General features: G+C 69.6%; 19 protein-coding genes and 1 tRNA gene. 14 read left to right on the top strand and 6 right to left on the bottom strand.

Features of this window, described 5'->3' with window-relative positions:
• Positions 1 to 21: 21 nt before the first annotated feature.
• Positions 22 to 438, bottom strand: coding sequence for a DUF5703 family protein (locus tag OG587_RS47050; protein ID WP_443075483.1), 417 nt, complete (start codon positions 436 to 438; stop codon positions 22 to 24).
• On the opposite strand from OG587_RS47050, the gene topA reads away from it, so the two are divergent.
• The 11 genes from topA (at position 365) to OG587_RS06015 (ending at position 14,735) form a co-directional block, all read left to right on the top strand.
• Positions 365 to 3,019, top strand: a complete 2,655-nt coding sequence (gene topA, locus OG587_RS06065) for a type I DNA topoisomerase (protein ID WP_329087661.1) — start codon at positions 365 to 367, stop codon at positions 3,017 to 3,019. The genes OG587_RS47050 and topA overlap by 74 nt on opposite strands.
• A gap of 94 nt (positions 3,020 to 3,113) precedes the next feature.
• On the top strand, positions 3,114 to 4,556 hold the full coding sequence (locus tag OG587_RS06060) for a metallophosphoesterase (protein ID WP_329087659.1): 1,443 nt from the start codon (positions 3,114 to 3,116) through the stop codon (positions 4,554 to 4,556).
• A 268-nt stretch (positions 4,557 to 4,824) separates the two neighbouring features.
• Positions 4,825 to 6,885 carry a dTMP kinase gene (gene tmk / locus OG587_RS06055; protein WP_329087658.1) on the top strand — a complete coding sequence of 687 codons (2,061 nt, stop codon included), beginning with the start codon at positions 4,825 to 4,827 and terminating at the stop codon, positions 6,883 to 6,885.
• Between the two features lie 164 nt (positions 6,886 to 7,049).
• Positions 7,050 to 8,231, top strand: a complete 1,182-nt coding sequence (locus OG587_RS06050; RefSeq protein ID WP_329087656.1) for a DNA polymerase III subunit delta' — start codon at positions 7,050 to 7,052, stop codon at positions 8,229 to 8,231.
• Positions 8,232 to 8,409: 178 nt separating this feature from the next.
• Complete coding sequence (locus OG587_RS06045) at positions 8,410 to 8,910, top strand: SigE family RNA polymerase sigma factor (RefSeq protein ID WP_329087654.1); 501 nt, start codon at positions 8,410 to 8,412, stop codon at positions 8,908 to 8,910.
• The gene (locus tag OG587_RS06040) at positions 8,907 to 10,397 is read left to right on the top strand and encodes a hypothetical protein (protein ID WP_329087652.1); all 1,491 of its coding nucleotides are present in this window, start codon (positions 8,907 to 8,909) and stop codon (positions 10,395 to 10,397) included. Before OG587_RS06045 ends, OG587_RS06040 begins: the two co-directional genes overlap by 4 nt.
• 231 nt (positions 10,398 to 10,628) lie before the next feature.
• Complete coding sequence (locus tag OG587_RS06035) at positions 10,629 to 11,354, top strand: hypothetical protein (RefSeq protein WP_329087651.1); 726 nt, start codon at positions 10,629 to 10,631, stop codon at positions 11,352 to 11,354.
• On the top strand, positions 11,351 to 12,505 hold the full coding sequence (locus OG587_RS06030; RefSeq protein WP_329087649.1) for a glycosyltransferase family 4 protein: 1,155 nt from the start codon (positions 11,351 to 11,353) through the stop codon (positions 12,503 to 12,505). Before OG587_RS06035 ends, OG587_RS06030 begins: the two co-directional genes overlap by 4 nt.
• An 83-nt stretch (positions 12,506 to 12,588) precedes the next feature.
• On the top strand, positions 12,589 to 13,212 hold the full coding sequence (locus OG587_RS06025; protein ID WP_329093752.1) for a SigE family RNA polymerase sigma factor: 624 nt from the start codon (positions 12,589 to 12,591) through the stop codon (positions 13,210 to 13,212).
• Complete coding sequence (locus OG587_RS06020; protein WP_329087646.1) at positions 13,209 to 13,805, top strand: permease-like cell division protein FtsX; 597 nt, start codon at positions 13,209 to 13,211, stop codon at positions 13,803 to 13,805. Before OG587_RS06025 ends, OG587_RS06020 begins: the two co-directional genes overlap by 4 nt.
• Positions 13,806 to 13,883: 78 nt before the next feature.
• Positions 13,884 to 14,735 carry a PSP1 domain-containing protein gene (locus tag OG587_RS06015; RefSeq protein WP_386266416.1) on the top strand — a complete coding sequence of 284 codons (852 nt, stop codon included), beginning with the start codon at positions 13,884 to 13,886 and terminating at the stop codon, positions 14,733 to 14,735.
• A gap of 507 nt (positions 14,736 to 15,242) precedes the next feature.
• Here OG587_RS06015 and OG587_RS06010 read toward each other — a convergent pair.
• Genes OG587_RS06010 through OG587_RS05995 form a run of 4 tightly spaced genes read right to left on the bottom strand, consistent with a single transcriptional unit; the run spans position 15,243 to position 20,437 of the window.
• The gene (locus OG587_RS06010; protein WP_329087644.1) at positions 15,243 to 16,631 is read right to left on the bottom strand and encodes a DUF4407 domain-containing protein; all 1,389 of its coding nucleotides are present in this window, start codon (positions 16,629 to 16,631) and stop codon (positions 15,243 to 15,245) included.
• On the bottom strand, positions 16,624 to 17,616 hold the full coding sequence (locus OG587_RS06005; RefSeq protein ID WP_329087643.1) for a hypothetical protein: 993 nt from the start codon (positions 17,614 to 17,616) through the stop codon (positions 16,624 to 16,626). Before OG587_RS06005 ends, OG587_RS06010 begins: the two co-directional genes overlap by 8 nt.
• 17 nt (positions 17,617 to 17,633) lie before the next feature.
• Positions 17,634 to 19,703, bottom strand: a complete 2,070-nt coding sequence (locus OG587_RS06000; RefSeq protein WP_329087641.1) for a hypothetical protein — start codon at positions 19,701 to 19,703, stop codon at positions 17,634 to 17,636.
• Positions 19,700 to 20,437, bottom strand: coding sequence for a hypothetical protein (locus tag OG587_RS05995; RefSeq protein ID WP_329087640.1), 738 nt, complete (start codon positions 20,435 to 20,437; stop codon positions 19,700 to 19,702). The genes OG587_RS06000 and OG587_RS05995 overlap by 4 nt, the downstream gene beginning before the upstream one ends.
• 270 nt (positions 20,438 to 20,707) lie before the next feature.
• Here OG587_RS05995 and OG587_RS05990 point away from each other — a divergent pair, with 270 nt between their 5' ends.
• Positions 20,708 to 21,157, top strand: coding sequence for a hypothetical protein (locus tag OG587_RS05990; RefSeq protein ID WP_329087638.1), 450 nt, complete (start codon positions 20,708 to 20,710; stop codon positions 21,155 to 21,157).
• 172 nt (positions 21,158 to 21,329) lie between these two features.
• Here the strand turns inward: OG587_RS05990 and OG587_RS05985 are convergent, their stop codons facing one another.
• Positions 21,330 to 22,058 carry a Crp/Fnr family transcriptional regulator gene (locus OG587_RS05985; RefSeq protein ID WP_329087637.1) on the bottom strand — a complete coding sequence of 243 codons (729 nt, stop codon included), beginning with the start codon at positions 22,056 to 22,058 and terminating at the stop codon, positions 21,330 to 21,332.
• Between the two features lie 329 nt (positions 22,059 to 22,387).
• On the opposite strand from OG587_RS05985, the gene OG587_RS05980 reads away from it, so the two are divergent.
• Both OG587_RS05980 and OG587_RS05975 read left to right on the top strand, forming a co-directional pair.
• Positions 22,388 to 23,881, top strand: coding sequence for an alpha/beta hydrolase (locus OG587_RS05980; RefSeq protein ID WP_329087635.1), 1,494 nt, complete (start codon positions 22,388 to 22,390; stop codon positions 23,879 to 23,881).
• A gap of 64 nt (positions 23,882 to 23,945) precedes the next feature.
• Positions 23,946 to 24,022: transfer RNA gene (locus OG587_RS05975), tRNA-Thr, on the top strand.
• Positions 24,023 to 24,362 lie beyond the last annotated feature (340 nt).

The following is a 24,362-nucleotide window of genomic DNA, read 5'->3' as shown; positions in this document are numbered from 1 at the left end:
CGGGCAAAGCCATGTCCGACGTCACATCGTCCTGGTCACACGTATGATCTTCCGGCGCAGTCGGACGTCCCGGCGGCCATCGGGATACAGTCGCAGGCGGTCGAGTTCCCAGTCGCCGTATTCTGCATGTTCGGTCAGTATCCGCCGGGCTGCGTCCCGGGATGTGCCACGCGGAAGGTGGAGAACCAAGTAGGAGTAGTCGAGCACAGCGATTAGTCTCCGAGGGTGAGCTGGGGGACGTCGACACTCATAGGGCTTTATTCTGCGTCCTTGCGGCTTCCCTTGGGAGTGTTCCCGGCTGAGACCGGGTAACCCGAGGGGAAGAAAACGGGGAACGAATGCGAACAGCGAGGTAGGAAGCAGCGTGCCAGCCAAGAACGGCAACGCCGGCGGAACCCGCCTGGTGATCGTCGAGTCGCCTTCCAAGGCGAAGACCATCGCCGGGTACCTCGGCCGCGGCTACGTCGTGGAGTCCAGCATCGGGCATATTCGCGATCTCCCCGAGAAGGCCGACGACATCCCCGAGAAGTACAAGGGGGAGTCCTGGGCACGCCTCGGCGTCAACGTGGATCACGAGTTCGAGCCGCTCTATGTCGTCAACCACGACAAGAAGGCGCAGGTGAGCAAGCTCAAGCAGCTGCTCAAGGACGCCGACGAGCTCTATCTCGCCACTGACGAGGACCGCGAGGGCGAGGCGATCGCCTGGCACCTTCGTGAGGTGCTCAATCCCAAGGTGCCGGTCCACCGCATGGTGTTCCACGAGATCACCCCGCGGGCGATCCAGGAGGCGGTGGCCAATCCCCGCACCCTGAACCTGAGACTGGTCGACGCCCAGGAGACCAGGCGCATCCTCGACCGCCTCTACGGCTACGAGGTCAGCCCGGTCCTGTGGAAGAAGGTCAAGCCCCGCCTGTCCGCCGGGCGCGTGCAGTCCGTGGCGACCCGGCTGGTCGTGGAGCGCGAGCGTGAGCGCCTCGCGTTCACCAGCGCGAGTTACTGGGACCTGCAGGCGCTGCTCGACACCGGCCGCGACGAGATCCCGCACGAGTTCACCGCCACGCTGACCGGCGTGGACGGCAAGCGCGTCGCCCAGGGCCGTGACTTCACGAGCAACGGCACCCTCAAGGGCGCCGACGTGCTCCACCTGGACGAGCAGGCCGCCCGCGCCCTCGCCGGGCGCCTGGCCGGTGTCTCGTACAAGGTCAGGTCTGTCGAGCGCAAGCCGTACACCCGCAAGCCGTACGCGCCGTTCAGGACGACCACGCTGCAGCAGGAGGCGAGCCGCAAGCTGGGCTTCTCCGCGAAGTCGACCATGCAGGTCGCCCAGCGCCTGTACGAGAACGGCTTCATCACCTACATGCGAACCGACAGCATCACGCTGTCGGAGACCGCCGTCGCGGCGGCCCGCAGCCAGGCCATCAAGCTGTACGGTGCGGCGTACGTGCCCGACAAGCCGCGCGTGTACGCCAGCAAGGTCAAGAACGCGCAGGAGGCGCACGAGGCGATCCGTCCCTCGGGCGAGGAGTTCCGCACGCCCGGCGAGACCGGGCTGAGCGGCGACATGTTCCGCCTGTACGAGCTGATCTGGCAGCGGACCGTGGCCTCCCAGATGAAGGACGCGGTCGGCGAGTCGGTCACCGTCAAGGTGGGCGGCACGTCCAGTTCGGGCGAGCGGGTCGAGTTCACCGCCTCCGGCCGGACCATCACCTTCCACGGCTTCCTGAAGGCCTACGTCGAGGGCGCGGACGACCCGTCCACCGACCGGGACGACTCCGAGAAGCGCCTGCCGAACCTGACCGAGAACGACCCGCTCACCGCGTCCGCCCTCAACGTGCTGGCGCACGCGACCAAGCCGCCCGCGCGATACACCGAGGCGTCGCTGATCAAGGAGCTGGAAGACCGGGAGATCGGCCGCCCGTCGACGTACGCGTCGATCATCGGGACGATCCTGGACCGCGGATACGTCTTCAAGAAGGGGACGGCCCTGGTGCCGTCCTTCCTGGCGTTCGCGGTGGTCAACCTGCTGGAGCAGCACTTCGGGAACCTCGTCGACTACGACTTCACCGCCGACATGGAGAAGGTCCTCGACGACATCGCCAACGACAGGGCGGAGCGGCTGCCGGAGCTGCGCCGGTTCTACTTCGGCGCCGACGGTGACGAGGGCCTGAAGGAGATGGTCACCGACCTCGGCGAGATCGACGCCAAGGAGATCAGCTCGTTCCCGATCAGGGGCACCGACATCATGATCCGGGTGGGCCGCTACGGCCCGTACCTGGACCGCGACGGCGCCCGGGTGAACGTGCCGGAGGACCTGGCCCCCGACGAGCTCACCGCCGAGAGGGCCGAGGAGCTGTTCTCCCGCCCGACGGGCGACCGGGAGCTGGGCAAGGACCCGGTGACCGGGCACGTGATCGTGGCCAAGGACGGGCGTTACGGTCCGTACGTCACGGAGATCCTTCCCGAGGAGGCGCCGCCGGCCGAGGGCGCCAAGAAGAAGACCAAGAAGGCCGACGTCGCCAAGCCGCGCACCGGATCACTGCTCAAGTCGATGTCCCTGGACACCATCACCCTTGAGGACGCGCTGAAGCTGCTGTCGCTGCCCCGGGTGCTCGGGATGATCGACGATCTGGAGGTCACCGCCCAGAACGGCAGGTTCGGGCCGTACGTCAAGAAGGGCACCGACTCGCGCTCGCTGGCGTCCGAGGAGGAGATGTTCACGGTCACCCTCGAGCGGGCCAAGGAGCTGTTCGCCCAGCCCAAGGCGAGGGGCAGGCAGGCCACCGCTGCGCCGCCGCTGCGCGAGCTGGGTGAGGACCCCGTCTCCAAGAAGCCGATCGTGGTGAAGGAGGGGCGGTTCGGGCCGTACGTCACCGACGGCGAGACCAACGCCTCCCTGCGCAAGGGAGACGAGGTCGAGCAGATCACCACCGAGCGTGCCGCCGAGCTCCTCGCCGACCGCCGTGCGCGCGGCCCGGCGCCCAAGCGTCCCCGCACCACCCGGGCCAAGGCGAAGGCCTGACACCCCTGTTTCCAGGGTTCTGGGAACGCATTCGCCGTCCCGGGCGTTCTTCGGAGCGCACCGGGAACGGCCGGTGGGGGTGCGGGAGGGGCGAGTGACGATCGTGGGCTTCGTGTCGCTGGTCGTCTGCGGGGTCACGCTGGTCCACTGTTACCTGTGGCATCGCCTGATCCGCTCGACCACGCGGCCCGGACGGACTCGCCGGGTGCTGACGTGGATTCTCGTCGGCCTGGCCGTGCTCGCCCCGGCGACGCTGGTCGCCTCCCGCAGCGAGTGGGGCCACTTCCTGGCGTGGCCGGGGTTCTTCTGGATCGCGGTGATGTTCTACCTCTTCGTGTTCCTGGTGATCCTGGAGATTCCCAGGGCCGCGGCCCTGATGGTCCTGCGCGGGGCGGAGCGCCGTGCGGAGCGCCGTGCGGAGCGCCGCTGGGTTCCGCCGGGAGTGGCCGCCAGAAGGGCGGATCGGGCCGCGCTCGTGGCCGCTCAGCCGGTGTCCGTCGTTCAGCCGGACGTCGCCGACCTGTCCGCCGTCCGGTCTGACATCGCCGACCTGTCTGCCGTCCGATCCGACGTCGCCGACCGGTCCGTGTCCGAGGCGGAGTCCGAGATCGGTGGTGTGATCGTCGTTCCGGGTGCCGGGGACGCGCGGCGCGCCGGAGGGCCCGCGGGCGGGCCGAACGGGCCGGGCGGGATGAGCAGGAGGCTGTTCATCGCCCGTACGGCCGCGGTCGCCGCCGGGGCGGGTGCGCTGGGCACGGTCGGGTTCGGGGTCAGGACGGCTCTGGGCGACCCGGTGATCGAGCCGGCCAAGGTCGTGCTGCCCAGGCTGGATCCGCGCCTGAGCGGCCTGCGGTTCGCGGTGGTCAGCGACATCCACCTGGGCCCGCTCACCGGTACGGAGCACACCCGGCGTATCGTCCGCATGATCAACTCGCTGGAGGCCGACGTGGTCGCCATCGTCGGCGACCTGGTCGACGGCACGGTGGCCGAGCTCGGCCCGCTGGCCGGGCCGCTGAAGGATCTCGAATCCCGCTACGGCGCCTACTTCGTCACCGGCAACCACGAGTACTACACCGCCAACGGCCCGCAGGAGTGGATCGAGGAGCTGCGCGGGCTCGGCATCCGCCCTCTCGGCAACGAGCGCGTCGAGATCGCCCATGGGGGAGCCGTGCTCGACCTCGCCGGGGTCAACGACCTCGGCGGCATCGTCTCGGGTGACGGCCCCGACTTCGAGCGGGCGCTGGGCGGCGACCGCGACCGCTCCCGGTCCACCGTCCTGCTCGCCCACCAGCCGGTCCAGGCCGTCCAGGCGGCCGCGTACGGCGTGGACCTCCAGCTGTCCGGGCACACGCACGGTGGCCAGATGGTCCCCTTCAACCTGGTCATCCCGATGCAGCAGCCGGTCGTCTCCGGCCTCGGCGAGGTGGACGGCACCCAGGTGTACGTGACGCGGGGCGCGGGCTTCTGGGGACCGCCGGTTCGGGTGGGCGCTCCCCCCGAGATCACCCTTCTGGAAGTCCGCCACGAGCGGTCCTAGGAGCTCCGCGGCGAACAACGACCCCGGGAACCCCGGAACGAGCAACCCTGGGGACGCCGGAACGAGCAACCCTGGGGACGCCGGAACGAGCAACCCCGGGAACCCCGCCACGAGCAACTCTGGAAACAGCCGTACCGGGCGCTTCTTTTCGCGGGTGTGACCTGCGAGGTGCGGGGCGGACGTATTACCCTCATGCGACGGGCAGCCGGGCGTTTCCGCCTGGCTCATGTTTTCCCCAGCCCAGCGAGCATCTGGATACGCTGACACTATGACCACCCCTGGCCGGAGCACCGCGCGACGCAAGACTCCCCACGTGCTGGCCAACGCCCCGTTCCGCAAGCTGTGGACGGCGATGTCGGTGTGCAGTCTGGGAGACTGGCTCAACCTCCTGGCGCTGACCGCCCTGGCGGGCAATCTCACCGCGGCGTCGGGCTACACGGCCCAGAGCCTGGCCATCGGCGGTGTCTTCGTGGCGAAGATGCTCCCGGCCATCCTGCTGGGCCCGCTCGCGGGCGCGTTCGCCGACCGGTTCGACCGGCGGCTGACGATGTTCTTCTGCGACCTCCTGCGCTTCGCGCTGGTGCTGTCGATCCCGCTGATCGGCAGCTACCAGTGGGTGATCATCGCCACGTTCATGGTCGAGTGCGTCAACCTCTTCTGGGTCCCGGCCAAGGACGCCACGGTGCCCAACCTGGTGCCCAAGGAGCGGCTGGAGGAGGCCAACCAGCTCAACCTCCTGGTCACGTACGGCACCGCGCCCATCGCCGCGCTGTTGTTCGCGCTGCTGTCGGTCGTCGACGACGTCCTGGGCAGGCTGGTGCCGTTCCTCGCCCAGCGCGAGACCTACCTGGCGCTGTTCATCAACGCGCTCGCGTACCTGGTCTCGGCCGTGATCATCTTCTCGCTCAAGGACATCCCGAGGAACGGCGCGCGGGCCGCCTCCGCGCCGTCGGTGCTGCGGCAGATCTTCGAGGGCTGGCGGTTCGTCGGCGGCAACCGGCTGATCCGCGGTCTGATCATCGGCATGCTGGGCGCGTTCGCCGCCGGTGGCGCGGTGGTCGGGGTGGCCAAGATCTACGTGGACGCGCTGGGCGGCGGCGACGCGGCGTACGGCGTGGTCTTCGGCGCGGTTTTCGTCGGTATGGCGTCCGGCATGTTCTTCGGGCCCAAGCTGCTGAGGGAGCTGTCGCGGCGCAGGCTGTTCGGCCTGGCGATCGTGGTGGCCGGGCTGGTCCTCGTGGCGGTCGCGCTCGTCCACAACCTGGTGATCGTCGTCCTGCTGACCGTGCTGCTCGGCGCGTGCGCGGGAATCGCCTGGATCATCGGCTACACCATGATCGGGCTGGAGGTGGACGACAACCTGCGGGGCCGTACGTTCTCCTTCCTGCAGTCGCTCGCCCGGGTGACCCTGCTGCTGGTGGTCGCGGTCGCGCCGACCCTCGCGGGCCTGTTCGGCGAGCACCAGATCAGGGTCGGCCCGGATCCGGTCTACCGGTTCGACGGCTCGAACCTGGTGCTGCTGGTCGGCGGGCTGCTCGCGGTGATCGTCGGGATCGTGGCCCTGCGGCAGATGGACGACCGCAGGGGCGTCTCGATCGTCGCCGACCTGTTCGCCGCGGTGCGCGGCGAGCGGTTCGCCCCCGAGAGCGCCGAGCAGGGGCGCGGGATGTTCATCGCGTTCGAGGGCGGCGAGGGGTCGGGGAAGACCACCCAGTCCAGGTTGCTGGCGATCTGGCTGCGTGACCAGGGCTTCGACGTCGTGCAGACCCGTGAGCCCGGATCGACCAAGGTGGGGATGCGGCTGCGGGCGATCCTGCTCGACGCGGTGCACCAGGGGCTGTCCGCGAGGTCCGAGGCGCTGCTGTACGCGGCCGACCGGGCCGAGCACGTGGAGAAGGTCATCCGCCCGGCCCTGTACCGGGGTTCGATGGTGATCTCCGATCGCTACGTCGACTCGTCGCTCGCCTACCAGGGCGCGGGCCGGGCCCTGGACACCGAGGACGTCACGAGGATCAACAGCTGGGCCACCGGCGGGCTCGTCCCCGACCTCACCGTGCTCATCGACACCCCGCCGTCGGTGGGACTGGCCCGGCTGGGCGGGGCCGCCGACCGTATCGAGTCGGAGCCCCTGGAGTTCCACGAGCGCGTCCGCCGCGAGTTCCGGGCGCTGGCCGCCGCCGAGCCCGACCGCTACCTGGTCGTCGACGGGACCCTGCCCCAGAACCAGATCTCCCTGGTCATCCACGACCGGGTCCGCGAGATCCTGCCCGATCCGGTGCCGCAGGAGTCGGAGGATGTCACCGGGACCATGCCCGCGATCCGCGACTGAGTCAGCGTTCCCGATGGCGGCCGGCACGGTGCGTCCGTACCGGACCATGCCCGCGATCGGCGACTGAGCCAGCGTTCCCGATGGTGGTCGGCACGGTGTGTCCGTACCGGGCCGGGAGCGCGATCCGCGACTGAGCCCGCGTCCCCGACGGTAGGTTGGGGGGCGTGGGAGTCTTTGATGATCTTGTGGGGCAGGAGCGGGCCGCCGCGACGCTCCGCCGGGCGGCGGCGGCCGGGGCCGACCTGCTGGCCGGGGGGCGCGGTGCCGGGATGACCCACGCGTGGCTGTTCACCGGGCCGCCCGGGTCCGGGCGCGAGGAGGCCGCGCGGGCGTTCACCGCCGCGCTGTTCTGCCCCGACCAGGGGTGCGGCCACTGCGACATGTGCCACCAGGTGGCGGTCGGCTCCCACCCCGACCTGGAGATCGTCCGCCCGCAGGGGCTCTCGTACGGCATCAAGGACACCCGGCGGCTCATTCTGCGCGCGGCCGGGGCGCCGACGCTGGGCCGCTGGCGGGTCGTGCTGTTCGAGGACGCCGACCGGGCGACCGAGGGGGCGTCCAACGCGCTGCTCAAGGCGATCGAGGAGCCGCCGCCGAAGACGGTGTGGCTGCTCTGCGCGCCCTCCCCGGACGACATGATGATCACCATCAGGTCCCGCTGCAGGCTCGTCACGCTCGTCACCCCGCCCACCGCGGCGGTCGCCCACGTGCTGGCCACGCGCGAGAACGTGCCGCCGACGATGGCGGAGTTCGCCGCCAGGGCCGCCCAGGGGCACATCGACCGCGCCCGCAGGCTGGCCCTGGACGGGGAGGCGCGTGCGCGCCGCGAGGCGGTGCTGTCCATCCCCCGGTCGCTCACCGGCGTCGGGGAGTGCGTGATGGCCGCCGAGCGGCTGGTGAAGACCGCCGAGGACGAGGCCGCCGCGGTCACCGCGGTGCTGAACGAGTCGGAGATCACCGAGCTGCGCCAGGTCTACGGCGAGGGCTCTACGGGCAAGGGGCTCAACAGGGGCCTGATCCGCGGCGGTGCCGGGGCGCTCAAGGATCTTGAGGATCGGCAGAAGTCCCGGGCGACCCGCACCAAGCGCGACGTCATCGACGCGTCCCTGCTCGACCTGGTGGCGTTCTACCGCGACGTGCTGGCGGTGCAGTTCGGCGCGCACGTGGAACTGGCCAGCGAGGACCGCCGCGCCGACCTGGACGACCTGGCCCGCGCCTCCACGCCGGAGGACACCCTGCGCAGGATCGACGCGATCATGCGCTGCCGGAGGCGGCTGGCGTCCAACGTCAGCCCGCAGATGGCGGTCGAGTCGATGACCATCTCCCTGCACCGGCCCCGGCTCTGAACCGGTCTCGTCCCCGAGCCTCGTACCGGGCTTGACCTCGGGTTGGGCGGGCCTCGGTTCCACGTCGGGCCGGGCCGGTGCTGAGCCGTGCCGGCCTCGACTTCGATCCGGTTCGTGACGGGAGGCAACCCGGGGGCGGTTTCCGCGTCTCTTGGTCATGCAACCCGAAACGTTGGGCGTGGGCAGACCCGAGCCCGCTGAGACGATCAGCGGGCTCTACGCCGGGCACGCGCTAGGGCTGACCCGGCTGGCCCTGCTCATGATCGGGGATCGCGAGTCCGCCGAGGACGTGGTGCAGGAGGCGTTCCTCGGTCTCCATCGCCGGTTCGGCCGGCTGAGGGATCCGGAGAAGGCACTCGTCTATCTGCGCAGTGCCGTGCTGAACAACGCGCGCACCGTGCTGCGTCGCAGGCGGCTGCCCTCGTGGTTCGCCGGGACGTACACGCCGCCCGTCTGGTCGGCCGAGTCCGAGGCGATGCTCGGCGACGAGCGCCGGGCGGTCGTCGAGGCTCTCCACCGGTTGCCGCGCCGGCAGCGCGAGGTGCTGCTGCTGCGCTTCTACGCGGACCTGTCGGAGGACGAGACCGCCAGGGCCATGGGGATCAGTCGCGGCACCGTCAAGTCCACCACGCATCGGGCGCTGAACGCGCTCGGCCGTCTCCTGGGGGATAACCAGTGAACGAGATCGTCAACCGGCTGCGGGACGCGGCCGGAGCCGTTGGGGAGACCGTTCAGGACGTCCCCGCCTTCAGGCCGCCGCCGCCTCGTACGAGAAGATCCTGGGTCGTGCCGCTGGTGGCCGCGGCGGCGGTCACCGCGGTGACCGCCGCGGGGGTGGTGGTCGTCCAGGGCGGTGAGCGGGGGGACGGCGTCGTCGCGCCGCCGACCCCGGGTCCGGGACCGGAGTACTTCGCGACGACCGGCGGTAACGGCATCACCTTCTACCGGGCCGACACCGGTCAGCGGGTCGACAGGCGGTCCCTGGGGACCACGGAGGAATACTTCCTCCTGGTGGACTCCGCGCGAGGCGACTTCTACACCGCGGTGAGGACGGGCCCCTGCGGCTTCGGGTTCCTCCGCGTGACGCCCGGCCGGCCGGGTGGGTCTCCGCGAGCGGAGAAGCCACTGGGCGGCCCGCCACCGGGCACCGTACCCACGTCGCTCGCGGTCAGCGCTGACGGCGGCACGCTCGTTTACGGTCTGAGGCCGTGTGCAGGTGACTCCTCCGGCGCCGCGCGGATCGGTGTGACCGACCTGGCCACCGGTGAGAGCCGGGTGTTCGGCTCGTCGAGCGACGGTGAGGTCAATAATGTGACGGTCAGCGCGGACGGTCGTTTCGTCGCCTTCCAGCGTTCTCCCGTACGGCCTGATCCAGGCGCGGGTGTCACGAACTCGCCTCTCCCGACTTCGTCTCCCGCGACCTCGCTTCTCGAAACCTCGCCTCCCCTGAGCTCGCCTTCTACGACCTCGCCTCTCGAAACCTCGCCTCCCCTGAACCTGCCTCCCCCGACCGCCGCCCCGGTGACCCCCGTCCGGAGCCCGGCCTCCGTTCCGGTGACCCCTGTCTGGACGGATCCCGGGCCGGGGACACCCACCGTGGTGCCTCGTACGCCGGACGTCCCGTCGTCCGGGGCGCCGAGTCAGGCGCTCACTCCGGTGCCGGGCCCGGAGGTGACGGGCACCCCGGTACCCGATGCCACCAAGGTGCTTGAGCAGAGCGGGGCCACGGCGGTCCTCGAGGTCAACCCCGACCCCTCGGAGGTGTGGGTGCTCGACCTGCGCGAGGACGGAGAGGACATGGACAGGGCGAGGAAGGTCCAGCTCAGGACCTCCTCCGGCGTGGCCGCCGCCGTGCACGGGGTGCGGATCGACGCCGACGGCCGCTCGCTCGTCGCGGCGCTCGGCCGGATCGTCCAGAGGGCCGACGGGAGCAGCCTTTCCGTCGTGCCAGGGGCCGCCGAGATCGTGCGTTTCGACGTGGAGGACGGCGTTCAGTCGGCCGTGCTCTATCGCGACGGTCGGGGAGGTTTCCGGCTGGTCGACGCGGACGGTTCGGGCGGGCATCTCGTGGTCCACCGGGGGGCGGAGTACGGGGTGGTCAGCTCCGGCCGGTATCGGACACTTCGGAGTTTCTCCAGAACCGGCGAGATGGATATCGGCTGGTGAGAAGGCGTGTAGTGACCGCACCAAGTGGTCACTACCCGTCTGTTTCCGATTAGATGGAACCATTCATCGCTAAGTCACCTCAAAGTACGAGTGTGGGTCGTTAGGATTAACAGGCAAAAATAAGCTATTCCGTTATAAATCAGTGGACAGTGTCCTGCTCTACGGGGATGAGCAGAGAAGACCGGGGGACTCTTGGTGAGCATGGGGGCACGCCACGGGGTGATTCCGTCCATGAGTGGGCGGGCCGTCACGAGCCGTGTGGGCGACGACGACGCGCTGAGGATCGAGTGGCCGGAACCGATCGACGGGAACGATCCGGGGATCGTCCTGCGACACGTGGAGACCGGTGAGGAGTGCGAGGCCGCTGACCTGAAGACACTGTCCTCGGGTGTCTGGATGGCGTCGCGCGGCGGTGAGCCCGTCGCCACCGACGACCCGGGGTTCTCGCTCGACGGGCTGTGGTCCTACGCCGAGACCCCCCGCAACCGGGAGATCAGGGCGTTCCGCACCTCTCTCGGCACGCTGGGCCTGCGGGTCCGCGAGGTCGAGCCGTACGTCGAGGTGATCCGGGTGACCGCGGAGGACGGTGTGATCCAGGTCGAGGGCGCCGTCGCGTACGGCGAGCCGATCCGGGGGGCGGCCAGGCTCGTGGCGGTGGCCCGCCGGGGGCCGGAGCCCGTGAGCGGGCCCGCGAGCTTCCAGGGGCGATGGTTCGATGGAGGGGTCGAGATCGCGCCGATGGCCGAAGCGCAGGTACGGCGCCGTGTCTTCTGGGATCTGTACGCGGAGATCTCCGGAACCCGGCTGCCGCTGGCCACTCGTCTTGATGACATAACGGACAAGAAGACCAAAGTTCGTTTTCCCGCCCAGCGGGTCGGGCAGGTGAGGGTCCGGCCGTACTACACCGAGACCGACAGCCTCGCCGTCGCGCTCAGCATCGAGGAGGAGGGCTCGTGAAAATCTCCTTCCTCATCCTCAACGCCTACGGTATGGGCGGCACCATTCGCGCCACCTTCGACCTGGCCACGGCCATGTCCGAGCGGCACGAGGTCGAGATCGTCAGCGTCTTCCAGCACGCCGACACGCCCTTCCTGCCGCTGGGCTCCCAGGTCCGCCTGCGCTCGCTGGTGGACCTGCGGGAGGGGGCCAAGGTCCGCTGGCCGTACACGAAGAGGGCCGAGCGGCTGAGCGCGCGGGAGAGCGCGCTGATCCACCCCGAGGAGCGCGCGTACGCCTCCTTCAGCGCCTGGAGCGACGAGGTTCTTGTCCGCGAGCTGCGCAGGCTCCGCAGCGACGTGCTGATCACCACCCGCGCGGGGCTCAACATTATGGCCGCGAGGTACGCCCGCAAACGAGTCGTCACGATCGCCCAGGAGCACCTGCACTTCGAGGCCCACCAGCCCGGGATCTTCGAGGAGATCCGGACGTGGTACCCGAAGCTCGACGCCGTCGTGACCCTCACCGAGGCCGACGAGCACGACTACCGGAAGATGCTCAACGGGTCGTCCACCCGGGTGTTCACCATCGGCAACGGGCTGCCCGGCGGGCCGCGTCCGCGCTCCAGGCAGGAGAACCGGATCGTGCTCGCCGCGGGCAGGCTGGTGCCGGTCAAGGGGTACGACCGGCTGCTGAAGGCGTTCGTCCGGGTGGCCAGGGAACGCCCGGACTGGAAGCTGCGGATCTACGGCGAGGGCCGGGTCGGCGACAAACTGGTGAGACAGTCCGTCAAGCTGCGGCTGCACAACAACGTCACGTTCATGGGTCCCACCGGAGACATCGAGGGCGAGCTCGCCAAGGCCTCGATCCACGCGGTCAGCTCCCGGTTCGAGGGCTTCGGCATGACCATCATCGAGGCGTTCGCCTCCGGGGTGCCGGTGATCAGCTTCGACTGCCCCCGGGGTCCCCGCGAGATCATCACCTCCGGGGTGAACGGGCTGCTGGTCCCCGCCGACGACGTGGACGCCCTGGCCGCCGGGCTGATCCAGATGATCGACGACGAGGAGGGCCGCCGCCGGATGGCCGAGAACGCTCTCCAGACGGCCAGGAACTATGACATTTCCATGATCGTAAACCGCTGGGAGAAGTCCTTCGCCAAACTCGGTCGCTGACCGGAGCAGCGGATGGCCCGGTAGGGCGTCTCTGTGATGTGACCCTGTCATCCTCGGGAAGAATTCCCGACCCAGTGATCGAAATGCTCTCCCACGGGGAGCCCCTGGCCAGGGACCGCGTCAGAGCCACGACGTCGAAGAAACAGGTGGGTGTCGCGGCGTCGAAGGAGTACACGGACGCCGCGATGTCGAAGGAGTACGTGGACGCCGCGGTGTCGAGGGACCGTGTCGACGTCGCGGCGTTGTTCGCCGAGCACCATCTCGGCCTCGTACGGCTGGCGCTGCTCATGGTGGGAGACCAGGCCACGGCCGAGGACGTCGTACAGGAGGCGTTCGCCCGCACCCACGCGGGACGACGCCGCCTGCGCGACCCCGACCGGGCGCTGACGTACATCCGTTCGGCGGTGCTCAACGGGTCCCGCTCGGTGCTGCGCCGCCGGGCGGTCGCCTTCCGGCGGGCCGCGCCGTACGAGCCGCCTGTCTGGTCGGCCGAACACGCGGCGCTGCTCGGTGAGGAGCGCCGGGAGGTGCTCGTGGCCCTGCGCGCGCTGCCCAGGCGGCAGCGGGAGGCGCTGACGCTCCGCTACTACCTCGACCTGACGGACCTGGAGATCGCCCAGACCATGGGGATCGCCGCCGGTACTGCCCGTTCCACCATCGCGCGTGGGCTGGCCGCCCTCGCCCGAGTGCTTGGGGAGCAATCATGAACGCCACCGAGAACCGCCTCCGCGACGCCCTGCCCGTCACCGAGAACCGCCTTCGCGACGCCCTGTCCGGTGCCGCGGCGACCGCCGTGGACGTCCGCCCGCTGGCCGTCCGGACCCGCCGCCGGTCCAGAGTCCCGATGCTGCTGGTCGCCGCCGTCACGGTGACGGCCGTCGTCGGGGCCGGATACGCGTGGGGGGGACGGCCGGACCCCCGGACGGCCACCGCCGTCCAGGCTCCGCCGGGTCCAAAGCTCGAGATCTCGGTCTTCCTGTGCAAGAAGCGCGACCCCTTTCCCCAGTGCGAGGACCGGAGCCCCAACAGGGCGAAGATCGCCGAGGCGCTGTGGAGCCGGCGGGACGTGGCGTGGATCGGCTTCGAGGACCAGGCGGAGAGCTACGAGAACTTCAAGGAGCATAACAAGGCCAACAAGGAGCTGATCACCGCGATCCAGGTCAAGGACATGCCCATATCGTTCCGGGTCACGCCGGAGCCGGGTGCCGATCGAAAGGCGATCGTCGCGGCCGTCAGGACATTGCCCGGTGTCGCCAACGTGATCGACCAAGGATGCCTGTCGCCCGAGGGGAAATGCTGAAGCGGCGGGTCCCCAGGGGTGGCCCCGGCGCGTAATGTGGCGGGTGGGCGAAGGCCGTACCCCCAGGTTTGGAGCCATATGGGCATGATCATGGCGGTGAGTTTCACCCGCTACGGCAGGCTGTACTACCTCGATCCCGGTGAGTACAGTCCCAAGGTCGGAGACAAGGTGCTCGTCCCCACCGACGCCGGGCCCGAGGTGGCCGAGTGCGTCTGGGCGCCCCAGTGGACGAGTGAGGAGGTCGGCGGGCTGCCGGTGTGCGCCGGCATCGCGGACGAGGAGCACCTGACCCGCGACGAGGGCAACAAGCGGCGTCGCGCCGAGGCCCGCAGCGTCTCCAAGCGCCTGATCAAGCGACACACACTGCCCATGAAGGTCGTCGGCGTCGACTACACCGACGCCGAGAACGTCTACACGGTCTATTTCTCGGCTCCCCAGCGGGTCGACTTCCGGGCCCTCGTCCGCGACCTGGCCCGCAACCTGCGCGCCAGGGTGGAGCTGCGCCAGATCGGCCCACGCGACGAGGCCCGCCTCCAGGGCGGCATCGGCCCGTGCGGTCGCGACCTGTGCTGCGCCACCTTCCTCAAGGACTTCGAGCCGGTCTCCGTCCGCATGGCCAAGGACCAGGACCTGCCGGTCAACCCGCTGCGCATCGCGGGGGCGTGCGGGCGGCTGATGTGCTGCCTGAAGTACGAGCACCCTCTCTACCTCGACGCGCACAGCAGGATGCCCCGCGTCGGGCTGAAAGTCGACACCCCTGAGGGGGCGGGAACCGTCGTGGGCCGTAACGTGCCCTCCGACTCCGTCGTGGTCCGCCTGGAGGACGGCGGGCGCCGCTGCGCGTGCCCGTCGGCGTCGGTGTGCTCCCCGCGCAAACAGCACGACGCGGCGTACGGGGACGCGGTGAAGGTCGCCGACGACGGGGTCTGAGCAGGGATGACCGAGGTTTGAGCACGGGTGACCAGGGCCTGAGCAGGGATGACCAGGGCGTGGGCATGGGTGACCGGGGTCTGAGCACGGGTGACCGGGGTCGCCGGGGGCCGCGGGCGTCCGCGTCCCGCGGCACGCCGGTGGGTGACCGGCCGAGCCGGTGTTCTCACGGGTACCCGGGTTCGTGCCGCGGGGAAGAATGACCGCCCGCCGGTCCGGCCAGACCGGCGGGCGGCGACGAGGCCCGCCAGGCCCTCGGGGAAGAGACGGCGGGCGGTCACGGCGGGCCGTACCAGGTGACTCGGCCGGCCCGCCGGGTCACCTGGCCACGGCGGGGGCCTACCGGGTGGCCCGGCGGGTCGCCGGGCCGATGGGCCGACGGTCACGGACCCCTGCCTCGGAACCCGCCCGGAGGATCGGGGCCGTCCGCGGACTCACGCGGTGAGCACGTGGGGAGGGTGAGGGAAGGGCGCCCGGCCCGGAGTCGACCGACGGCCCGGAACGCGGTCAGTTCTGGGAGCTCGTCAGGTCGATGTGCGGGTGGGAGCCGTTGCGCCGCTCCTCCTTGATGACGTGCGTGACGCCCTGGAAACTCATCTCCTCGGTCCGACGCCTGATCATGGCCTCCACCGCGGCGCGCGCCTCGGCGTCGGCGGCCTTGCTCTCGATGTCCATCAGCTGGCGCCGCCGTCGGCGGTCCTCCGCGTCGCGGTGCGCCTGAAGCTCCAGCTCGCCGACGCGCCCGTCCGCGCTGAACTGCAGACGCCTCTCGTGGATTCTCTCCTGGGTACGGTTCGCGCGATCCACCATCCGGTCGTAGGCGGTCGTGCCCCCCATGAGCTTGACCAGGACGGGCAGACAGTCGATCAGGATCAGGAACAGCCGGAGCAGCCAGCTCGCCCCGAACAGGTAGGGGTTCTCGGCCGTCAGCTCGTGCAGCGCCCGCATACGCTCCAGGAGACCCACGGGATCGTCCGCCCCGGGCATCGCGTCCACCCGCTTTTGCACGTCCGCCTCGACCCGCTGCCCGAAGTCGGCCCGCTTGTCGGCGAGAGGCTCGCGCAGCGCGGACACCTGGTCGTCCAGGGAGCGCAGCCTCTTCTGGTTCTCGGCCAGCTTGCTGCGGGCGGCGAAGGCCTTCACCGCGGTGTCCAGGCGTTCGCAGAGCGGTCCCATGCCTCTTCTGCCGCTCGTCCCCTCTGTCTTTTTCCCTCCGCATTCGTTCGTGGCCTGGGTGAACAGCCTGTCGTACCGCGCGCTGTCGGCGTTGACCCGGGTGCGGAGCCTTTCGGCGTCCCTCTCCAGATCGCGCAGCCTGGTCGCGTCCGACTCGGCGGCCGGGGCCAGGAGCCTGGCGTCCTCGCAACCCCGCTGTTCCCGCGCGTCGCCGGGCTCCTGGGGATTGCACCTCAGGAGCAGGGCCCGCTCCGCGCCGCGGGCGTCCTGGCGTTCGTCCAGGACGTGCTGGACCACCGCGGTCTCGAACACCTTCAGGACCAGCGGCTCGGCGATGACGAAGCCCAGCACCACGGCGACGAGCAGGCGGGGGACCAGCATCAGGAGCCTGCGCTGCCAGATGCCGGTCACGGTCGAGACGAGCCATCTGTCGAGGTTGAGCACGATGAGCGTCCAGATCACCGTGGGGATGACCAGCCCGATGTGGGAGCCGCCCAGAACCTGGCTCAGGGCGAACCACATCGAGATCCCGGCGACGACCGCCGTGCCCAGCACCACGCCGCCGAGACCCACGTACCGGGTCCGCTCCAGCGGCACCTGGTCCAGGATCTCCTCGTCGACCCCGGAGAGGACCCGGAGCCGCCGCCCCAGGTCGAACCGGCTGCCCGGCTCGGCGGGCGGGACCTTCGAGTGCCTGCCGGGCGGCACCTCGTCAGTCATCGAGGTCCTCCAGGCCGATCCTGCGCGGGCCGTCGTGCCCGTTCTGGAACGACCGGCCACCGCCCAGCGCGGGAGGTTCCACGGCCTTCGGCGCCTCGGCGAACAGGTTGTCCCCGGTGACCGACGTCACCACCCTCTCGATGAGCCTCTGGGTGTCGATGGGCAGGAAGTCCAGTGCCCCGTCGGGCATGCCGTTGATGAGATCGGACAGGGCCTTCATCCGGTTCTCCTGCGCCTCGCGGGTGATGCCGACGGCGTCGGTCATCAGCAGTTGCTCCCGGCTGACGCCGAACGCCACGGTCGCCTCGGCGCCGCGCTTGAAGATCTCCTCGATCCTGGTGACGTCACGGTTCTCGATCGCCGACGCCAGCTCCCTGCTCTCCCCGTCCCACTTGAGCCGTTTGAGCCGCTGGCCGTGGACGAGAATGTCGTTGGGCGGGAGAAGGTCGACGTTGACCAGGACCACCTCCAGCCCGTCGATCCGGGGCGGGTAGAACTCCAGGTAGGCCCGGACCCTGTTGGTGACCTCCACGGACAGCAGGTGCACCTCCTCGATCGGCCGCGTCGTGCCGAGCCGCATCAGCTGCGCGTCGTCACGGAGATGGTTGGTCAGCACGTCCGCGGCGTCCTCGATCCCGGCGGAGACGACCGCCTCGGCGTCGGTCACCCTGCACTTGAAGACGGCCTTCAGCAGGAACTGGTAGCCCATGTCCTGTGACGGGATCTCGATCCCCAGCGTGACCTGCCGGTTGCGCATGTAGACGACGCTCACGGATCTCGCCTCCACGACGGCGTCCTCCGACCCGCGCAGGTGCTGGCCCTCCGTGTACGCCTTGTAGCCTCCGTTCAGCGCGAAGACGAGGACGGTTCCCACCGGGGTCTCGGGAAGCTCGTCAGGATCGCGGCGGGGGAAGAGTCCCAGCCGCCGACGGGGAGGCCGGAGGGCGCGTTCTTCCACGATCGGGTATTCGCTGTGCGCGGGCATCGATGTTCTCCTTGATGTCATTGCTGGCTTCGCCGTGTGCCCGCGTTGAGCAGGGCGAGGACGATCTCCTTGGCGAGCGGGGGATCCCACCGCGCGTGCGTCTCGCCGCAGGCGCGATCGATCGCGCGCTTGACCAGCACCGTCACGCCGCCGGGCAGGGTCGTCCAGATCACCTGGCCCAGCGCTTCCGCGGCGGCCAGGGCGCCGTCCTGCTCCTCCAGGGCCTGGAGGGTGCGGCAGAGCGCCCGAACCGCCTCCGCGCGGTGGTGGGCGTTGTGGAGGGCCCATGCCCACAGGACGCCGATCGGTTCGGCGCTCGACGGCTGGGACAGGAGCAGCCATGCCATGAGTGGCCTCTCGCTCTCCAACCGGTCGGATCGCAGCACGCCGAGCACGGCTTCGAGGGCCCGCCTGGCCAACTGCGGTGGCATGCCCTCATCGAGGTCACGCTCCAGGTGCTTGGCGAGCAGCCGCAGCCCGGTCAGCGCCTCACCGTCTCGTTCCGCCGCGGTCTGGAACAGGAGCGTCAGCGCCCTCTGGGCCACGTTGCTCACCCGGATCCCGCGCAGTGACAGGTACCAGAGCCAGTCGACGGCCTCACCCGGATATCGGATGGACAGGCCGCCCGCGAGGGCGAGGGCGGCGGTCATGGCCTGTGGTTGCCCGGCGTTCTCCACCCAGCTCAGGGCGGTGCCGAAGGCGATGGCCGCGGTGACGTCGTCCACGCACATCATGGAGAGCGTGTTGGCCGCGGTGAGCCGTTCCTGGGCCAGGCCTCCGGCCCAGGGCCGCAGGAAGGATTCCCTGACCTCCTCGGGGCGTGTCCTCGCGAGCAGCGCGAGCCCCGCCGCGACCTGTACCTGGACCTCGGGGAGCTCCCCGGCCAGCTCGCGGATCCACTCGCGCAACGGCTCCCACACGCTGTATCCGTAGTGCAGGCAGAGCTGGGTGATCACGTGCTCGCGGTGGCGAGGACCGCAGAAGACCACCCTGGGCTCGCCCGCCTCGGTGGACGTGCCGATCAGCGAATGCCGGCTGTTCCACAGCTTCCGGCTCTGCGGCAGATCCTCCCCGATCGGGCGCGTCTCGCGTTCGGCCCCCTGGCGCTCGATCTCGTCCGCGATGCTCGTCAGTCGCACCAGGAGCCGCTCGAAGACCCGCTCCGGCATGCCGTACGCGAAGGCCAGGGCCGCGACGGCCAGCACCTCGGAGCGTTTCGGTTCGCCGTCGAACCACTGGATGACGGTACTGCCGTCCAGGTCGGCCAGGATCTCCCGCGCGTGCCGGGCGCCGCCGGTCAGCTGCTCGGCCAGCTCGACGACCCGCTGGGGTGAGCGCAGCGCGGCGACGTGTTCGCGGACCTGGACCTCGGAGAGAGCGGGGTGATCCGTGCCGACATGGGCGTCGAGCAGCTTCAGGGAGTCGGGAGGCTCCCATCCGATCTCGAACGCCTCAAGCTCGAAGCGCACCTCCGCGCGGTTGAGGGTGATCACCAGATGCGCCTCCGCCTGGGCCAGCCTGGCGCTCAGCGTGTCGAAGGTGAAGCGCCGCAGGCCCTTCTCGGCCTTGTCGTTGATCCAGTCATGGATGAAGTAGACGCGGTCCTTCCTGAACGAGGTCGCCAGCAGGTCTTCCAGGTCACGGCGGGGGGAGAGGACGACCACTTTGTCCGCGGGTAGCTTGACCTGGGCGAGGAGGGCGGTTCCGCTCGTCCACTTGCCGATGCCCTCGCCTCCCACGAGGACCACCACGCGACGTTCGCGCAGGATCGTCACGGCCCTGTCGAAACCCGGCGGCCTGACGAAGTGCCTGAGGGCGCGATCGATCTCCTTCTCGTCGAGCCGTCGCGACGTCGATCGCGCCGTTCCGGTGCCCGCCATGCCGAAGGTCGCCTTCTGCGCCTGTACCTCGGCGAAGAAGTTGTTGATCACTGTGGCGGTCTGGCCGAGAGCGCCTTCGTCGAAGTCCTCGTCCGTGCGCTCGGCGGCCGGTTCGTCCGGGGTGGCCTGTTGCCGCTCCTCCTGCTCCGGTTCGGCGAGGGGCTCGGCCGGTGGATCGTTGCCCGGAGGGGGTTCCGCCGTCGTCATTTACGGCCGATCCCGAAGACCGCGCGGCGGGCGTCGACGGGACCACTCAGATTGTTGATCACTTCCGCCTGCTGGGAGGTACCGGTTCCGAGGTTCTCCGCCTGGTCGTCCGCTTTCGTATCCGTTGAATCGGACAGGAGGCGCAAATCTTCAGGCCTGAATTCCGGGCTCCATATCCATGCGGAGCCGGAGAACTCCTTCTCCCGAATCGTCACCCTGTGGAAGTCGCCGATCCCGTAGGAGGTGTGTCCCTGCTGCACCACGTCCTCGAAAACCCGCTGGGAGAGAATGAGAACAATGTTCATGTCCTCTCTCTTCTTGAAGATCTTTTTGAGTGGCCGCCAGTCGACCAGCCGGCTCGCCTCGACGACCGCCTGGCCGGCGTATCCGTTGGCCGACGGGTAGGCGGTGCCGAAGGCGAGGGCCACCCTGAGACGGAGCCGCTCCTCCGCCGCCAGGCCGTCGTTGTGGTCGACCAGTCCCTGGTGGATGGCGCGTATGTACTGGTCGACGACGAGAGGGTCGGGTTCGTCGGCGGGGAGCACCGCGAGCTCGCCGTCGCCTCCCTGCTGGATCACCCACCGGTGCCGGTTGAGCCCCGTCCGGGCAGCCGCGTTCTCGTGAAGGTCGATGAAGCCGTGCTGCATGGTCTCGTGGCGTTTGTCAGCTCCTTGTCCGTATCCTCGTAGATCGCTGGACATGATGAGGGCGCGTCCGAAATCGCCGCTTTTCATGGATTCTTCCGGTTCCTTACGGTCTGGTGGTAACTCCAGCTCGAAGCCATCAGTATGGGGGAATGTCTAGGGCCACATCCCCTACTGGTAGGGGATGTGGCCCTAGCAAATATGGAGAATAAGCCCCAAGGTGGATTAATGCATACTCATAACCTGGTTCGCGCCATTTCCTGAAGTTTGATGCCAAGAGGCGAGGGGAAAACGGTGCACTGGATGCGACAAAAGCCGCAAAAGTTGACGAATCAGGATCTAGATGGCGCGCTGGCGGTGATGATCTCGTTCCAGAGTTACGTTCAGCATGCCGACGGGAAGGTGGGCGTCCTCGCCGTGGCGCACGCGGGGGCCGCGGCGACGGTCGCGGCCCAGGCCGGAGGTGTCGCCAGACTCGCCCACGCGGGCCTCGTCGCGGGGAACGCGCTGCTGGGACTCTTCCTGCTGGGTTTTCTCGTGTCCGGTTATCACATGCTCCAGACCATCCGGCCGGTTCTGTGGCCGCCGAACACGCGGAGCCGGTACGGCATAACCGGGGTCGCCGGCCACCTGCCCCAGGCGGCGGACGAGGACGTCGCGACCAGGATCGACGAGGCGTGGGCGATGACGCGCCTCCTTGCCCAGATCGCCGAGCGCAAGTACCGTCACGTGTCCAGCGCGCTGCCCTGGACCGGGCTGACGCTCGTCGCGGCGATATCGCTGACGGTGCTCGTCGCGGCATGGAGATGACCCCCGTCGCGCGACACCGCCGCGGGCGCGGCCCGCGGAGCGTCACGGCGGTATGGAGATGACCCCCGTTGCGCGACACCGCCGCGGGTGCGGCCCGCGGAGCGTCACGGCGTCATGGGGAGGACGCCTCGCGGAGTGCGATCCGGGCGGCGGCGAGGCCACCCCCGTGCGCTCAACCCGCGGCGCCGAAGGCGTGGAGCGCCTCCAGATCCGTGATGACCACCCGCCTGTAGTCGGTCAGCAGCAGCCCGTTCCGCTTGAGGAGCCGGACCGCGTTGTTCACCGCGGCCTCCTTCGCTCCGATGAGCCGTCCCAGCTCGGGCTGCGACAGCCTGATGCCGAGGTCCGTACCGCCCGCGACGGCGAATCCGTGACGCGCCGCCAGCTCGCCGAGCACCCGTGCCAGTCGTACCGGGACCTCGAAGGCGGTGAACTCGAGCCGGCGCTGGTTGGCCCATTCCAGCCGTTCCGCGATCATGGAGGCCAGCGCGGACCACAGGCGCGGACGCTCGTCGAGATGGGCGAAGAACGTGGTCGCGGGGATCCGGAAGGCCACCAGCGGGGTGCAGGCCGTGACCGTCGCCGAGCGCTCCGTCTCCCGGAGCGCGGCCATCTCGCCCACCAGGTCACCGCTCAGCCTTATGCCGAGCAACGCCTCGGTGCCGTTGTCGAGGATCGCCGTGATCTTCGCGCAGGCGGGCGACGCGGGCCGGACGGAACGGAGCAGGAGAACATGATCACATCGCAGGTCGCCCTGCCGGATCAGAATCGCTCCGGGCTCGTGGCGTTGTGACTCGCCAAGCTTGAAAAGCTCGTTGCGCCCCTCGGCGTCAAGGGTTGAGATCAGGGTCCCCGCGGGCCAGGGAGAGCCGGGGGTCTGGCGGGGCGTCCTGCTGGACATGAGGCCTCCTCGACGGTGAGGGTGCACGCTTCATCCGTTCGCCGATCGTCATATTCACGCAGGGGAACGTGGAGGACGCCCATCGGGATCAGGCCGGTTGGCTAAGATGCCACCGGTGTCCACTCGGCCGGTGGCCATTCGAAGGACACCGGGCTCTCCTGCTGAGCGCGTGACGATCGTGTCCCACAATCTTGACATTCCGGCCTTAAGAAGGTGAAGCGGATGCGTGCACCTCAGAAGTATGGGGATTCGTCGCGTCGGGAGCTCCGTGACCGGACCTCGTATGCCGGATCGGCATACGATCCGCCCTCCCGCGAGTCGGGCAAGGCATGAGATCCCAGGTGGTCGCCGTACTGGCGGCGGTGGCCCTGCTCGCGAGCGCGTGCACCGGAACCGGCGCCAACGCCGGTTCCGGCAGCGGTACGGGCGGTGGCGAGGTAGGGGGAGCGTCGCTCGACTGGGACGGGTGCGGGGACGGTTTCGAGTGCGCGAAGCTCCCCGTTCCCCTCGATCACGCCAAGCCGGACGGCGAGAAGATCGAGCTCAGCGTGATCCGGCTCCCCGCCTCGGGTGATCGGATCGGCTCGATCCTCCTCAATCCCGGCGGTCCCGGCGCCTCCGGCGTTAAGTACGCGCGAGGTGCCCGCACGGCGGTGAGCAAGGCCGTCCGAGACCGCTTCGACGTCGTGGGCTTCGACCCGCGAGGGGTCGGCGAGTCCGCGCCGGTCCGGTGCCTGTCGTCGAGCGAGCTGGACACCTACGTCGGCCTCGACAGCTCGCCCGACTCGCCGGGGGAGGTCACCATGCTGGAGGAGGGCTCGCGGCGGTTCGCCTCCGGGTGCCAGGCCCGCTCCGGCAGGCTCCTGCCGCACGTCGGCACGGCCGACGCCGCCCGGGACATGGACCTGCTGCGCGCCGCCGTCGGCGACTCCCGCCTCACCTACCTCGGCAAGTCGTACGGCACCCAGCTGGGCGCCGCCTACGCGGACCTCTTTCCCGACCGCGTCCGCGCCCTCGTCCTGGACGGCGCCGTGGACCCCTCACTCAGCCCGCTGGAGATGAACACCGCGCAGGCACGCGGTTTCGAGGTCGCCCTCGACGCCTTCCTCGGAGACTGCCTCACGGCCACCGACTGCCCTTTCCGCGGCTCCGTCGGCTCCGCCCGCGCGGAGATCGCCGCCCTGCTCCGCCGCGCGGACGCGGCCCCCCTGACCAACGGGACGGGCGACGGCCGTACGGTGACCGAGGCCTGGACCACCCTCGGCCTGATCACCCCGCTCTACGACCGGCACGCCTGGCCGATCCTCCGCCAGGCGCTCGGCCGGGCGATGAAGGGTGACGGCACCACCCTGCTCCGCCTGGCCGACCTGCTGATCGACCGCGAGACGAACGGCGAGTACACCAACCAGACCGAGTCCAACCTGGCCGTCAACTGCGTCGACGCCCCCTACCCCCGCGACTCCGCCGCCTACGCCACGGCGGCCCGCGAGTCGGCCAAGGACGCCCCTCTCTTCGGCGCGTACGTCATGTGGAGCTCGCTGCCCTGCGCGTACTGGCCGGCCAGGGGAGGCCCACGGCCGAAGATCGACGCCCCCGGAGCCCCGCCCATCATGGTCGTCGGCACCGAACGCGACCCGGCCACGCCCTACCAGTGGTCCGAGGCCCTCGCCTCCCAGCTCTCCTCCGGCGTCCTCGTCGGTTTCGACGGCGACGGGCACACCGCCTACCTGACCGGCTCGACGTGCGTGGATCGCCTGGTGGACGACTACCTGATCGATCTGACCGTTCCCAAGGACGGGACCCGCTGCCCCAAGATCAGCTGATTCCAGGGCGCGGGAAGGCCCCGGGAGCCTGTAGACTGCCGTAGGCCGTGGTGAAACACGGCACGCCGCCTTAGCTCAGTCGGCCAGAGCACTTCACTCGTAATGAAGGGGTCTGGGGTTCGATTCCCCAAGGCGGCTCCAGGTCAGAAGGCCCTCACCGGGTTCCGGTGGGGGCCTTTTGTCAACCCCCTTGCCGACAGCGCTGTGGATCCGGCGGCCTCGCCCGCGACAGGGTGAGTGTTTGGAATCGATCAGTCTTCAACACCTGGAGGCTGCGGTGTTCATGAACACGGTCCGCCCGAGGTGGTATGCCGTCCGCACAGTAAGCATCGAATCTCCCTCGGCTGCAGCAGTTCGGTCACCTCGCTGAGCAACGCTTTCTTGATCTGGTTCAGGGCTGTGTCGTCTTGGCCGAAGCACCGTACGACCCAAATGTCATGATCATCTGTCCACCAGGCATTGAGGTGAAGGTGCACGGCGG

Origin of the sequence: Streptosporangium sp. NBC_01469 (genome assembly GCF_036227305.1) — a bacterium.
Taxonomy (GTDB): domain Bacteria; phylum Actinomycetota; class Actinomycetes; order Streptosporangiales; family Streptosporangiaceae; genus Streptosporangium.
This window is presented reverse-complemented; position numbering and strand designations above follow the sequence as displayed.

Excerpts from the sequence above, each read along its gene's own strand:
- OG587_RS05990 (WP_329087638.1), top strand. The coding sequence starts at position 20,708 with ATGATCTCGTTCCAGAGTTACGTTCAGCATGCCGACGGGAAGGTGGGC.
- OG587_RS05985 (WP_329087637.1), bottom strand. The coding sequence starts at position 22,058 with ATGTCCAGCAGGACGCCCCGCCAGACCCCCGGCTCTCCCTGGCCCGCG.
- OG587_RS06035 (WP_329087651.1), top strand. The coding sequence starts at position 10,629 with ATGAGTGGGCGGGCCGTCACGAGCCGTGTGGGCGACGACGACGCGCTG.
- OG587_RS06015 (WP_386266416.1), top strand. The coding sequence starts at position 13,884 with ATGGGCATGATCATGGCGGTGAGTTTCACCCGCTACGGCAGGCTGTAC.
- OG587_RS06010 (WP_329087644.1), bottom strand. The coding sequence starts at position 16,631 with ATGACTGACGAGGTGCCGCCCGGCAGGCACTCGAAGGTCCCGCCCGCC.
- OG587_RS05980 (WP_329087635.1), top strand. The coding sequence starts at position 22,388 with ATGAGATCCCAGGTGGTCGCCGTACTGGCGGCGGTGGCCCTGCTCGCG.
- OG587_RS06000 (WP_329087641.1), bottom strand. The coding sequence starts at position 19,703 with ATGACGACGGCGGAACCCCCTCCGGGCAACGATCCACCGGCCGAGCCC.
- OG587_RS06005 (WP_329087643.1), bottom strand. The coding sequence starts at position 17,616 with ATGCCCGCGCACAGCGAATACCCGATCGTGGAAGAACGCGCCCTCCGG.
- OG587_RS06020 (WP_329087646.1), top strand. The coding sequence starts at position 13,209 with ATGAACGCCACCGAGAACCGCCTCCGCGACGCCCTGCCCGTCACCGAG.
- OG587_RS47050 (WP_443075483.1), bottom strand. The coding sequence starts at position 438 with ATGGTCTTCGCCTTGGAAGGCGACTCGACGATCACCAGGCGGGTTCCG.
- OG587_RS05995 (WP_329087640.1), bottom strand. The coding sequence starts at position 20,437 with ATGAAAAGCGGCGATTTCGGACGCGCCCTCATCATGTCCAGCGATCTA.
- OG587_RS06025 (WP_329093752.1), top strand. The coding sequence starts at position 12,589 with ATGCTCTCCCACGGGGAGCCCCTGGCCAGGGACCGCGTCAGAGCCACG.
- tmk (WP_329087658.1), top strand. The coding sequence starts at position 4,825 with ATGACCACCCCTGGCCGGAGCACCGCGCGACGCAAGACTCCCCACGTG.